Annotated in this window: 12 protein-coding genes; all 12 read right to left on the bottom strand. The window is 51.2% G+C overall.

The window, feature by feature from the left end:
* Positions 1-25: 25 nt before the first annotated feature.
* Positions 26-1180: an outer membrane protein assembly factor BamB gene (gene bamB / locus KP814_RS14465; protein WP_216737428.1), complete on the bottom strand. Its 1155-nt coding sequence runs from the start codon at positions 1178-1180 to the stop codon at positions 26-28.
* 7 nt (positions 1181-1187) lie between these two features.
* On the bottom strand, positions 1188-1841 hold the full coding sequence (locus KP814_RS14460) for a tetratricopeptide repeat protein (protein WP_216737427.1): 654 nt from the start codon (positions 1839-1841) through the stop codon (positions 1188-1190).
* Between the two features lie 37 nt (positions 1842-1878).
* Entirely contained in the window at positions 1879-3156 is a 1278-nt protein-coding gene (gene hisS, locus KP814_RS14455) for a histidine--tRNA ligase (protein WP_216737475.1), read from the bottom strand.
* Positions 3157-3275: 119 nt separating this feature from the next.
* The gene (gene ispG, locus KP814_RS14450; RefSeq protein ID WP_216737426.1) at positions 3276-4388 is read right to left on the bottom strand and encodes a flavodoxin-dependent (E)-4-hydroxy-3-methylbut-2-enyl-diphosphate synthase; all 1113 of its coding nucleotides are present in this window, start codon (positions 4386-4388) and stop codon (positions 3276-3278) included.
* Between the two features lie 12 nt (positions 4389-4400).
* Complete coding sequence (locus KP814_RS14445; RefSeq protein ID WP_216737425.1) at positions 4401-5396, bottom strand: RodZ domain-containing protein; 996 nt, start codon at positions 5394-5396, stop codon at positions 4401-4403.
* 1 nt (position 5397) lies between these two features.
* Positions 5398-6225, bottom strand: a complete 828-nt coding sequence (gene pilW / locus KP814_RS14440) for a type IV pilus biogenesis/stability protein PilW (protein WP_216737424.1) — start codon at positions 6223-6225, stop codon at positions 5398-5400.
* 60 nt (positions 6226-6285) lie between these two features.
* Positions 6286-7422 carry a 23S rRNA (adenine(2503)-C(2))-methyltransferase RlmN gene (gene rlmN, locus KP814_RS14435; RefSeq protein WP_216737423.1) on the bottom strand — a complete coding sequence of 379 codons (1137 nt, stop codon included), beginning with the start codon at positions 7420-7422 and terminating at the stop codon, positions 6286-6288.
* 70 nt (positions 7423-7492) lie between these two features.
* A complete protein-coding gene (ndk, locus tag KP814_RS14430; RefSeq protein ID WP_127972100.1) occupies positions 7493-7921 on the bottom strand; it encodes a nucleoside-diphosphate kinase in 429 nt (142 codons plus the stop codon).
* Positions 7922-8170: 249 nt separating this feature from the next.
* Positions 8171-9352, bottom strand: a complete 1182-nt coding sequence (locus KP814_RS14425; RefSeq protein WP_216737422.1) for an IscS subfamily cysteine desulfurase — start codon at positions 9350-9352, stop codon at positions 8171-8173.
* A gap of 74 nt (positions 9353-9426) precedes the next feature.
* Positions 9427-9906: a Fe-S cluster assembly transcriptional regulator IscR gene (gene iscR / locus KP814_RS14420; protein ID WP_216737421.1), complete on the bottom strand. Its 480-nt coding sequence runs from the start codon at positions 9904-9906 to the stop codon at positions 9427-9429.
* Between the two features lie 78 nt (positions 9907-9984).
* Complete coding sequence (cysE, locus tag KP814_RS14415) at positions 9985-10746, bottom strand: serine O-acetyltransferase (RefSeq protein WP_216737420.1); 762 nt, start codon at positions 10744-10746, stop codon at positions 9985-9987.
* 12 nt (positions 10747-10758) lie between these two features.
* Positions 10759-11532 carry a tRNA (cytosine(32)/uridine(32)-2'-O)-methyltransferase TrmJ gene (trmJ, locus tag KP814_RS14410; RefSeq protein WP_216737419.1) on the bottom strand — a complete coding sequence of 258 codons (774 nt, stop codon included), beginning with the start codon at positions 11530-11532 and terminating at the stop codon, positions 10759-10761.
* Between the last annotated feature and the right edge of the window lie 123 nt (positions 11533-11655).

The following is an 11655-nucleotide window of genomic DNA, read 5'->3' as shown; positions in this document are numbered from 1 at the left end:
CGACTTAAACCGCCGCGCATCAAAATTACTTAATGTCCCAAACGCTCAAATCGCCGTCGCTGCCCAGAATAATCAAATGATTACCATAAATCAGCGGAGCGGCGTTTATGGGTTCGCCGGCAGGATGAATCCGCGCCAGCATGCGGCCATCCACCTGCGACAATATATGCACATAGCCCTCCAGATCACCCACCGCCAGGTAGTTACCCCAAACGACAGGAGAAGACAGCTCACGATAGGACAAATCAGACTGCCGCCAAATTTCCTTTTTGGAATTTCTGTCTACGGCGACCACATCTCCTTCAGTCGTGGAGACGTAGATATTGGTGAACCCAATGCCAGGCGTCACATAGCTGGACATGGGCATGGACCACTCTTCCTTGCCGTTCATCGGACTCAGACGTGACAGCTGGCCCTGATAGGAAACCGCGAACAGTGCGCCATCCTGAACCAATACATCGCCATCAATATCCACAAGACGCTCAAGCTCAGTACGCCCCTTCGGCGTCGCTAAGCGCTGTTCCCAGTATAGCTGACCATCGTTAACGCTGACGGCGACGACGGAACCATTCGCCATACCGGAAATGACGCCGTCCTGCAGCAACACCGGTTTCGCGGTGCCCCGAAGAGTCAGTGCAGGCTCATTGCTGGCGAATTCCCACAGCTTCTTGCCGTCTTCTACGTCATAGGCGGCCAATTTTCCATCCAGTGTCTGCACAATGGCCTTGCCTGAACCGGATACAGCCGGAGCCAACACTTCACTGGAAGTAGGCGCGCGCCACAGTATCTCTCCATTTTCCCGGTTCAACGCCAACAGCTCGCCGTCAAGGGTGGCGACGAAAACTCTCCGATAGTCGCCGCCTACGCCGCCAACCAACGGCTCATCCAGGTCGATATCCCACAGACGTTTACCGCTTTCCAGTTCAATCGCATAGACTTCGCCGTCAATATCGTTAGCGTATATTTTGTCATCGACGACAAAAGGCGCGAACTTCAAAAACTGCTCATCCTGCCCGTCTCCAATAGAGCGGGACCATAGACGCTTCAGCTCTACCTCGGGAGTAAAGGATTTCAGCTCAGCGGGATCGGGACGCACATCGTCGCTGCCGCAACCGCTCAGTAACCCTGCCATAACGAAAAAAAGCGCCCCTAACGGGCGCCATTGAATTCGGAACTTCATGATAGATTTATACGTCCGCCAAATCGTTCAACTTAATCTGCAATAGTTCAGTCGGCAATTCATGCTCTTTTGCGTCAGCCAGCGCCTGCTCATAGGCCGCTTTAGCTTCGGCACGACTTCCCTTCATCTTCAGAATATCTCCAGCGAGCTCCTGAAAGTGAGAGTAAAACGCATCGCCTTTCTGTACTTTCAGGGCAGCCAGCGCATCATCAAATTTCTGCTGCGCCGCCAATACGCGCGCCAAACGCAAAGACACTACGCGCTTGAGCGCCTCGTCTTCCGTCTCCGACGCGGCTGTCTTTAATGCGGTTTCCGCACCAGCGAAATCCTTTTTCTCTACCGCTTGCTGCGCTTCAAACAACTTTGCATAAAGCGCATAAGTTGTGCCTGGAAATTTAGTCTGAAGCTCAGTCGCCAGGAATGAGATGTTAGCCTGTGACTTTTCGTCGTCAGAGACTTGCGCCGCGCCAGCCGCCTGCACCAGTTCCTGGTACATCTGCGACGCCTCTTCTTTCTTTTGTATTTCGTTCTGCTGATAAGCCTTCCAGCCAAAAATCGCAGCCAGAGCCAACCCGATGCCAATCAAGAGCGCATTGCCGTTTTCCTTCCACCAATTCTTAATGGCGGCGATTTGTTCTTCTTCTGTGCGCAATGAATCCACTTGTCTTCTCCTCAACAATAAGCATCAATAACTGTGATTAAATCATTTGTGGCGCGCGCTGGATAAACTCTTCCAGCGACAGCGTTTTTTGTGCCTGATCAGTGCGAAGAGGCTTGATCGTTACCTCACGCTGATTTACTTCGTTCTCGCCTAACAAGAGCGCATAAGCCGCCGTGCTCTTGTCCGCTTTCTTCATCTGGGCTTTAAAGCTGCCGCCGCCGCAATTCATAACGACACGGACGTTCTGCTGCAGGTCTCTCAGCTGTTCAGCGACGTCGAAAGCATACGCCTCAGCTTCGCCACCAAGCGCTGCTATAAAGAAATCAGCGCGATCCTGCAGACTGGCGGGCGTCAGACTTAAGGTTTCCAGCATCAATACCAAACGCTCAACGCCCATGGCGAAACCGACTCCAGGCGTACCTTTGCCACCCAATTGCGCAACCAGACCATCATAGCGGCCGCCAGCGCAAACAGTGCCTTGCGCTCCAAGCGAATCAGTGATCCATTCAAAAACGGTCTTGCCGTAATAATCCAGCCCACGCACCAGTTTCGGGTTTACGGTATAGCTCAAACCAGCCCTGTCCAGAAACGCTCTAAGTCCAGCAAAATGCTGGGCGGACTCCGCATCCAAAAAGTCATTGAATAGAGGCGCATTTTTGAGAATTTCCTGAGTCTTGGCGTCTTTGCTATCCAATATACGCAGAGGATTGGTGGACAGCCTACGCCGACTATCCTCGTCAAGCTGGTCCTCAAATTGGCTTAGATATGCAACCAAAGCCTGTCGATATTCCGCTCGCGCGTCCGCACTACCAATAGAGTTGATGTGCAGCTGGACATGCTCAGAAAGTCCAAGCTTCTTCCACAATCTGGCTGTCATGATGATCAGCTCGGCATCGATGTCCGGACCATTAAAGCCGAAACACTCCACGCCAATTTGATGAAACTGACGATAGCGGCCTTTTTGAGGCCGTTCATGACGGAACATGGGACCGCTATACCAGAGACGGCGGGTTTGATTAAACAACAACCCATGCTCTTCTCCAGCGCGCACGCACCCAGCCGTTCCCTCTGGACGCAAGGTCAGGCTGTCGCCGTTGCGATCTTCAAAGGTGTACATTTCCTTTTCGACGATATCCGTCACTTCGCCAATTGAGCGCTTGAACAGATCCGTCTGCTCGACAATCGGCATTCTGATTTCTTCAATGCCATATTGTTCAAACAGGCAACGTGCTGTTTCTTCCAGATAACGCCAGACTGGCGTTTGCTCTGGCAGCACATCGTTCATGCCCCGAATAGCCTGAATACGCGCCAAAATATTACCTCTAACTAAAAAGTTTCCTGATTGTCGGATATTGACGCTCCGACAATGTTCAAATTTGTGCTAATGACTTAAAGGCTCGAACCTTTGAGCAAATGATGTCGCGGGGGAGATAATTACCCTTTTGCGATCAACGCGTCCAGCTCTTCTTGCTTAGCCGCGGCCTTGCTGCGGATTAACGACTCAAAACGCTCAACCAACTCATCATTATTCAGTTTGTGGTCTGGCTTACCGCCCACATAAATCAGGTTGGAAGGTGAACCACCGGTCAAACCTACGTCCGCCTCTTTCGCTTCTCCAGGTCCATTGACGACACAGCCAATGACTGCCACGTCTAGCGGCGTGCTGATGTCCTCAAGGCGACGCTCAAGCTCGTTCATTGTCTTGATCACGTCGAAATTCTGCCTGGAGCAACTGGGGCAGGCGATAAAGTTAATCCCCTTAGTGCGCAGCTTAAGGCTCTTGAGAATATCGTAGCCGACCCGAATCTCTTCGACTGGGTCCGCCGCCAAAGAAACACGAATCGTATCGCCAATCCCATCCATCAGAAGCATTCCCAACCCAATGGCGGATTTGACGGCGCCAGAACGGAACCCACCCGCCTCGGTAATGCCAAGATGAAGTGGTTGCTCGATCTGGCCTGCAATCTGGCGATAAGCCGCTACAGTCATGAAAACATCTGACGCTTTCAAACTCACCTTAAAGTTCTGAAAGTCATGACGATCAAGAATATCGATATGGCGCATCGCGGATTCCACCAGGGCTTCCGGCGTAGGCTCCCCATATTTTTTCTGTAAGTCTTTTTCCAGCGACCCGGCATTAACTCCAATACGAATCGGGATACCGTTATCTTTGGCGGCGCTGATAACTGCTTGCACGCGGTCCTCCCTGCCAATATTTCCCGGGTTGATACGGAGGCAGTCGACTCCCACCTCAGCAACCCGAAGCGCAATCTTGTAGTCGAAGTGGATATCCGCCACCAAAGGTAAAGTAACTCTTTGCTTGATAGCAGCAAAGGCTTCCGCCGCATCCATAGTTGGAACCGATACTCGGACAATATCCGCCCCGGCTTGCTGCAGCTTTTCAATCTGCGCTACAGTCGCATCAACATCACAGGTCTCAGTGTTCGTCATTGACTGTACAGCGATAGGCGCATCTCCACCAACCGGCACAGCGCCAACCATAATCTGGCGCGAACGTCGCCTTTTTATCGGTGACTCAAAATGCATAAAAACAGAACCTCAACGTTCCAAGGTCATTTCAACACGGTTATTGCGTACTCGGTATTGCCCGAAATCCAGAGGATTGCCATTTACCTCCAACTTCACAGCGTCCACCGCGCCGATAATAAAGCGCAAAGGGTACTCCCCTTGAAAATCAACCACATCGCCCTGGCGGTATAAGCCCACAACGCGGTTGTTGCTCTTATCTCTCAAATCAAACCAGCAATCCCCAATAAATGTAGCCCGAACAGCAACTTTACCAATCGCTGTTTGAGGAGCCGGGGACTCGGACGCTGCAGAGGGAGCTGGCTCGGCTGCAACAGGGACCTCAGTCGCCACCAAAGGCTGCTCACTTGTCGAGGGCTCAGAAGCGCCAACATCTTCTGGCTGTATAAAATCTTCAGGGGACGGCTCCTGATCATCTTCCTCGCGACTTGAACTGTCCAGCTGCATTGGTTCAGCCTCCGTGCCGGAGGTATCTTGTTCATCAGCTGGGACCAGCGGCTCAACTACATCTCCGCTGTCGTCGCCAGACACAGCCAAATTTTTGACTGAAGTTTCCGCTTCCTGGACCGTCGATTCAGCTTTCTCCGAGGGCACTAACTCTCGCCCCGAGAGGAAGAAGTAAATGAGTCCCGCCGCAACCGCCAACGCCAGTATTATCAGCCACAACCCTCCGCCACTCTTAGGCTTTTCCTCAAAGGATGGCGTAGAAGCTGATCTTTCTTCCGTAAAACCACCGTCTTCCAGAGATAATTCTTGCTCCAGATCTTCGATCACCCTGTCCTCAGACAGATTGACCAAACGGGCGTAAGCTCTAACATACCCTTTCAAGAACACTAAGCCAGGCAACTGACTGTGCTCGCCGTCCTCGATGGCCTTCACATAACGTGGAATAACATGCAGCCGTTCGGCTGTCTCCGGGATGCTCCAGCCCAAACTCTCCCGGGCCTGACGCAATCGGCTGCCCGGTCGATCATTAGCGGCGGGGTTGGATGCGGCCTCGGACGACATATCAACTACTTCCTTTCATCGTTTTATATTCAGCGGAGTCGGGAAACATATTCTTCAGCAACAACATCAGAGATGCTTCCTCATTCAAATCCTTCTTCTCCCTGGCGATTTTAATTCCCAACGCCAAGCTCGCGGGCGAGTGTGAAGCCCCGCCTCTGCGCACTGATTCCCAGAATGCGCCATATAATTTGTCCGCTTTCTCTAACTCACGCTTTTCAAAATATAAAGATGATAATGCGAGCACAGCATTGGGCTGACCATGCCTCAGAGTTAGTGACTTCTCATACGCTTTAATAGACTGGTCAATATCTCCCAGCCTTAAACGTATCAAACCTATATTACTAAATATTTGAGCGCGCCCCTCATAGTTCACATCGCTAGAGGCTTTTTCAAACTGCTCCACGGCCTCCTTAAAGCGGCCCTGCTCATACAGGTAAGCCGCATAATAAGTGCGCCCTCTGGTAAAATCCGCATCAGAGCGAAGTGCGGATTTAAATTGTTTTTCCGCCAAAAATGGTTCTTTTTGGCGCTGATAAACCAGTCCCATCGCCGCCAATGCCTCCGCATTATCAGGCTTTATCTCCAAAGCTCGTTGAAGCTTTAATAAAGCGCTTTCCATATCTCCCTGCTGAAAATACGCCAGTCCAAGTTGGACATATTGTTGGGCGGCCTTCTCTTCTGAAGCCTTTTTAGTGTAGGGACCAGTTACAGTAGTTACGCACCCTGCAACAGCACCGGATATTAAGACTAACATTAGTGCTGTTTTAAAAGCGTGCCTGAGGTTTTCCATTTTTCTCAACTTAACTATCAATGCCAGCGATATTTTCAAGGTTATAAACAGCCTTTCTTTTTCAGGAAACTCCCCTCCACCACCGACTAATCTGCTTAATTAAGCAGAAGCTCTACCGTCAGGGGAAACATTAATGTTTTGCAAAGGGATATACTTCTGGCTTCTCCGCGTCCGATCCTCAACGCGTCCCACTAACTGGCCGCAAGCGGCATCAATATCATCGCCACGTGTAGTACGAACGGTGGCGACATAGCCCGCATCGCTCAGTATTTTTTGGAACCTTAATGTCGCGTTTCGAGAAGGACGCTCATAACCGCTGTTGGGGAACGGGTTGAATGGAATCAAGTTAATCTTGCATGGCAGGTCGCGCAATAAGTCACGCAATTCACCTGCGTGCGTCTCACTGTCGTTTACACCTGCAATCAGAGTGTACTCCACTGTAATTCGACGCTTATCGGACAGTTTGCTCAAATAACGATGACAGGCCGCCAACAGCTCTTCTATCGGATACTTTTTATTGACTGGAACTAGCACATCTCGCAACGGATTATTTGGCGCATGCAAGGAAATGGCGAGAGAGACATCCGTCACATCGCCCAGCTTATCAAGGGCGGGAACAAGTCCAGAAGTGCTGACGGTCAGTCGGCGCTTGGAAATACCGAAGCCGAAGTCATCCATCATGACATCGCAGGCGCGCACGACGTTGTCGAAATTCAATAAGGGCTCGCCCATTCCCATAAAGACAATGTTGGTGACGTAGCGCTCTTTGGAAAGATCATAATCGCCGAAAGATCTCGCTGCTATCCACAACTGACCGATTATTTCAGCGGAGTTTAAATTACGGTTGAATCCCTGCTTTCCAGTAGAACAGAAACTGCAATCGAGGGAGCATCCTATCTGAGAAGAAACACACAATGTACCCCGGCCATTATCCGGAATATAAACGGTTTCAATACTGTTGCCGCCGGCCAATCGCATAACCCACTTACGGGTGCCGTCAGCAGAAATATCTTCATAAATAACTTCTGGCACGGAAACTTCAGCTACTTCTTTCAGCTTTTCCCGTAGCGCCTTACTCATATTCGTCATGAGGTCAAAGTCAGATACGCCAAGGTGATACATCCACTTCATCAACTGAGTGGCGCGGAATTTTTTCTCTCCCAACGACTCGAAAAAAGACTCGAGATCGGAACGATTCATTCCCAGTAAATTAATTTTAGCGTTGGCGCCTGACATGCTATACCTCTTAAAAAGAGTGCAGCGATAGTGCTGCACTCGATTAATTGCCTTGACTGATAAGTTTATATCAGCTGCGTGGGCAGATTTCGTTCTCGCTGAAGAAATAAGCCACTTCGCGCTCTGCAGACGCTGCAGAGTCGGAGCCGTGCACCGCGTTCGCGTCAATAGAGGAAGCGAAGTCTGCGCGAATAGTGCCTGGCTCAGCTTCTTTAGGGTTGGTTGCGCCCATCAGTTGACGGTTCAGAGCGATGGCGTTTTCACCTTCCAGCGCTTGAACAACAACAGGACCGGAAGTCATGAAAGCAACTAGATCTGGGAAAAACCCACGTTCTTTGTGTTCAGCATAAAAGCCTTCAGCCTGCTCTTGCGACAGGTGCAGCATTTTTGCAGCCACAACACGCAGACCGGCTTTCTCAAAACGCGAATAGATTTCGCCGATTACATTTTTAGCCACTGCGTCGGGCTTGATGATTGACAGCGTACGTTCTACGGCCATCGATATGCTCTCCAAAATCAGGGTTATAACAACTTTAGGTTTATATTCTGAACAGGCGATTATACGCATGTTCCAGGGAAAGTTACACTCCGCTCCTAACACGAAAAAGACGCCCGCGACATAAGTGTCAAACGAGCGGCAATTGCGACAGCGGACGCCCGATGCATTCAGCTTAAAATTGCATCAGACGCAGATTTAAATTTTGTTAACAAGAATAAAGAAAGCGCCCTCCACCAGGGTCTTACCGCATTAATTGCCCAGCTTCGCCTTCCACGCCGGCGACAACTCGCGCAATTTATTCACTGCAGTGATAATGACATCCGCGGCGACATCAACATCTTCTTCCTGAGTAAAACGCCCCATAGAAATACGCAGAGAGCTGAGCGCCAACTCATCCGGCACGCCAACCCCCCTCAACACATAGGAGGGCTCAAGCGAAGCGGAGGTACATGCCGAGCCGGTTGAGACCGCAAGGTCTCGCATAGCCATCAGTAGCGACTCGCCATCGACATACCCGAAACTAATATTCAACGTACCCGGTAGCCTATTGGATTCGGAACCGTTCAAATGGATCTCTGGCAATACAGACAGCGACCGCCACAATCTGTCGCGCAACCCTGCCAGTCGCTCAGCTTCTTCCGCCAGGCTTTCTCCAGCCAGCTCGAAAGCCACACCCATACCAACAATTTGATGAGTTGGCAGCGTACCGGAGCGCATGCCCCGCTCATGGCCGCCACCATGGATCTGAGCGTCTACGCCGACAAATGGGTTTCTTCGAACGTAGAGCGCCCCTATGCCTTTAGGCCCGTAAATTTTATGCGCACAACAGGACAACAGGTCGACAGGCATGGTTTTCATATCAACGACCAACTTGCCCACAGACTGCGCCGCATCCACATGAAAAAAAGCTTGATGCCCACGCAACAGCTCACCAATGGCCTGAATATCGTTAACGCTACCCAGTTCATTATTGGCGTGCATCAGAGAAACGAGAATAGTATCGTCGCGCAGCGCATTCTTAACCGACTCCGGGCTGATGACTCCATCTTTATCTGGTTTCAGATAAGTCACGTCATAACCCTGCTTTTCGAGGTAGGCGCAAGGGTCCAGCACAGCTTTGTGCTCAATCGCACTGGTAATGATATGACGACCTTTTTCAGCATAGCGACTCGCCACACCTTTAATAGCGAGGTTATCCGCCTCCGTGGCGCCGGAAGTCCAAACAATCTCCCGAGGATCGGCGCCAATTAGATCCGCCACTTGGCGACGCCCTTTCTCCACCATCTCCTCTGCGCGCCAGCCGTATATATGCGAGCGGGACGCCGGGTTAGCGAAGACGCCATCCAACGTCAGACAGTTGCTCATCGCCTCGGCGACCCTGGGGTCCACCGGGGTAGTGGCGGCATAGTCGAGATATATAGGTTTCTTCATTATTTCAATTATCCATATCCAAGTACTTCAGCGCTCCCCGCGCCTGCTTTAACAGTGACACGAGAGAAATCAGGTTAACCAATATCAACTAAAGAGATGCCTGTCTCGCCCGCTCGTTTTCTTTCGCTCTGCCTCTCGGCGATTTCCCGCACCGCCCGACTGGAGACAAGCTCCTCCAGACTGATACTACTGAGATAATCATGAATACGTTCGCTGAGGTCCTGCCACAAATGATGGGTTAGACAAATTTCGCCACCCTGACAGTCCCCTTTCCGTCCACACCTTGTCGCATCTATTGACTCGTTAACCGCCTCAATAATTTCAGCTACCGCGGTTTCGCCGAGCGGGCGCGCCAACTTATAACCGCCACCAGGCCCTCTGACGCTGGACACCAGACGATTACGCCTCAATTTGGCGAACAATTGCTCAAGATATGAAAGCGAGATGCCCTGACGCGCCGAGATATCCGCCAGACTGACAGGGCCGCCATCACCGTGCAGCGCCAAATCCAGCATGGCGGTCACCGCATAGCGGCCTTTGGTGGTCAAGCGCATGATCAAACCCCTAAATAATTTAGGGCATTATGAAATGACCCTGCAAACTGATCAAGTATTACGGATTATGTCGGCAGACTACTTATCTTCGCGGACACATTCAAAATCCTCACTCTTCAAAGGGGGCAGTTCACCATTTCGATATTCCACGTCCAACTTATGCAGGCACTTGCACATTGACTCCAGACGATCGTCCACCGCCTGCATATGATCCAACATTGCGCGAATGGAGCGCGCCACCGGATCTGGCATCTCTTCACTCAATCCATATGCGTCAAAGCCCATTTTCTCTTCCATGGCTTTACGGCGATCAGCTTCCGGCTCTGTCTTCTTGACTATCACGCGCCCCGGAATACCCACCACTGTGGCATTAGACGGCACCTCCTTGGTGACCACAGCATTGGAACCCACTTTCGAGTTATCCCCAACAGTGAATGGCCCCAGAATCTTGGCGCCAGCGCCAACGACCACGCCATTTCCCAGCGTAGGATGACGTTTGCCCGCATTCCAGCTGGTTCCTCCCAAAGTCACCCCCTGATAAAGGGTCACATCGTCACCGATTTCCGCAGTTTCCCCAATCACCACTCCCATGCCGTGATCGATGAAAAAACGGCGACCAATCTTCGCACCCGGATGTATTTCAATCCCGGTCATCCAACGACTAAATGTGGAGAGAAAGCGCGCCAACCACTTCAATCCCTTTTTCCACAACCAGTGACTAATGCGATGCGCCAGCAACGCATGCAGGCCGGGGTAGCAAGTCAGCACCTCAAAGGCGTTTCTGGCCGCCGGGTCCCGGTGAAAGACACTTCTTATGTCCTCTTTTAACTGTGCTAACATGATTCGCCCCGATTATTTCTTTTGCCAAGTTCCCGCCACTTTCTGCGTGGATCGTAGAATGCCTCGCAGAATGTTAATTTCCATCTTATCCAAACGCGCACGCTGATACAGTCGCCGCAGTCGCGACATCAATTGCCTTGGATTTTCCGGATCATGGAAGTCGATATCGATGAGCGTTTGCTCCAAGTGGACCAGATAGCGCTCAACTTCATCAGCCGTCGCGGCTTCGACATCCCACCCTGTATCGCCAGGACCGTCCAACCTCTGGATATATGATTGATTCTCTTCGTTTTCAAGCAGCCACCGCATGTGGAGCTCGTAACAAATCACTTGCGCCGCCATCGCAACGTTTAAAGATGAGTAATCAGGATTTGACGGAATATGAACATGCAAATGACAGCGTTGCAGCTCTTCGTTGGTGAGCCCCCGCTCTTCCCGCCCAAATACAATCGCCACCTCGCCCTGGGTCGTCGCAATATGATCATAGACATCATCCGCCAAATCTCGCGGATTTCTCACTGGCCAGGGAATACTCCGGCCTCTTGCGCTGGTTCCCACCACGAGGACACAACCAGCGATAGCCTCATCCAAACTCGCAACCACTTGAGCGCCATCCAAAACATCTAAGGCTCCGGATGCACGGCTTATAGCATCATCATCTGGAAATCGATCTGGCTCCACCAGCACTAATCGAGACAGCCGCATGTTTTTCATCACGCGCGCCGTAGCGCCGATATTACCGGGATGAGAGGTGTTGACCAGCACAATACGGATGTTTTCCAGCATTTTTACACCTTTTTAAAAGTGCGCAATGGTAGCAGAATTGTATGCAAATGCCTCCCCCACTGAGACTGAAACATCGCCATGACTCCGCTTTCTGGCGCGCTCCGCGACCTTTTCTATAATTTA

Source organism: Hahella sp. HN01 (assembly GCF_018986435.1).
Classification (GTDB): Bacteria; Pseudomonadota; Gammaproteobacteria; order Pseudomonadales; family Oleiphilaceae; genus Hahella.
The sequence above is the reverse complement of the archived record's forward strand: the minus strand, read 5'-3'. Positions and strand labels throughout refer to the sequence as shown.

Bases quoted from the DNA above. Each gene is read 5' to 3' on its own strand.
- ispG (WP_216737426.1), bottom strand. From the start codon at position 4,388: ATGCATTTTGAGTCACCGATAAAAAGGCGACGTTCGCGCCAGATTATG.
- iscR (WP_216737421.1), bottom strand. From the start codon at position 9,906: ATGCGCTTGACCACCAAAGGCCGCTATGCGGTGACCGCCATGCTGGAT.
- cysE (WP_216737420.1), bottom strand. From the start codon at position 10,746: ATGTTAGCACAGTTAAAAGAGGACATAAGAAGTGTCTTTCACCGGGAC.
- KP814_RS14425 (WP_216737422.1), bottom strand. From the start codon at position 9,352: ATGAAGAAACCTATATATCTCGACTATGCCGCCACTACCCCGGTGGAC.
- trmJ (WP_216737419.1), bottom strand. From the start codon at position 11,532: ATGCTGGAAAACATCCGTATTGTGCTGGTCAACACCTCTCATCCCGGT.
- rlmN (WP_216737423.1), bottom strand. From the start codon at position 7,422: ATGTCAGGCGCCAACGCTAAAATTAATTTACTGGGAATGAATCGTTCC.
- ndk (WP_127972100.1), bottom strand. From the start codon at position 7,921: ATGGCCGTAGAACGTACGCTGTCAATCATCAAGCCCGACGCAGTGGCT.
- bamB (WP_216737428.1), bottom strand. From the start codon at position 1,180: ATGAAGTTCCGAATTCAATGGCGCCCGTTAGGGGCGCTTTTTTTCGTT.
- KP814_RS14445 (WP_216737425.1), bottom strand. From the start codon at position 5,396: ATGTCGTCCGAGGCCGCATCCAACCCCGCCGCTAATGATCGACCGGGC.